The 770-nt window shown below is 26.4% G+C and carries 2 protein-coding genes; both read left to right on the forward strand.

Annotation, left to right across the window (positions count from 1 at the left end; all coding sequences use genetic code 11):
* Positions 1-317 (forward strand): polymorphic toxin type 33 domain-containing protein (locus tag UNSWCS_RS11130; protein WP_035144182.1); only part of this gene is annotated, 317 nt, incomplete at its 5' end.
* 10 nt (positions 318-327) lie between these two features.
* Positions 328-714 (forward strand): hypothetical protein, encoded by a 387-nt coding sequence (locus UNSWCS_RS11135; protein ID WP_155242317.1) that lies wholly within the window; start codon positions 328-330, stop codon positions 712-714.
* Positions 715-770 lie beyond the last annotated feature (56 nt).

Genomic DNA, 770 nt, shown 5'->3' on the forward strand with positions numbered 1-770 from the left:
CTACACCACAAACAGAGCAATATGATAAAATAACAAATGGCGGTGTAAATACAGACAATTCTTTTAACGAGCCTTATCTTGGTGGAATTGAGGGGAAAGAGCAGAATTTTAAAGATAATGTTTATTTTGCTGAAAAAGATAAAAAGTTATCAAATGGAGAAATAAGTAAATTAAAAAAGAATGGTATAGATCCGCACGATTTAAAGCCGCATTCTGATTATGATTTGTATAAAGACAAAAAAGGCAATATCTTTGTCAAACTTAAAAACGGAAAAGGTCAAGGCGAACCAACCGGCTATAATATAAATGATTTTTAAGGAATTTATCATGGAAAAAAATGAAATATTTGTCATTCTGATGGCAACTTCCGATAAAACAATTGATATTAAGCAATTTGATAATATTAAGGTTACAAAAATATGGAAAAAAGGAGACAAGAAGCTCCCGAATAACAATGTATTAAAGTATAAAAATTTTGGTTTGAAAATAGAGAAAAAATATCAAAATAAGCATTATATTCAAGAAATATTAAATGATTTTTTTCTAGTAGAAGATGTTGAAAAAATTGTTAAAATAAATTTAAAGAAAGAATTGTTGATAGTGATATATAGTTGGAATATGCTACCGGCTATAATTTATGATAGCAGATTTTTAAAATTTCTTGGAGATAATGATATAAAATTATCGCACGATATATATAATTTAGAGTTGTAGGTTTTTATGAAGCTAAATCAAAAATTAAAATAATGGGTTAAAATGTCAAACGAAAT

The organism is Campylobacter concisus UNSWCS (genome assembly GCF_000466685.1).
Taxonomy (GTDB): Bacteria; Campylobacterota; Campylobacteria; order Campylobacterales; family Campylobacteraceae; genus Campylobacter_A; species Campylobacter_A concisus_A.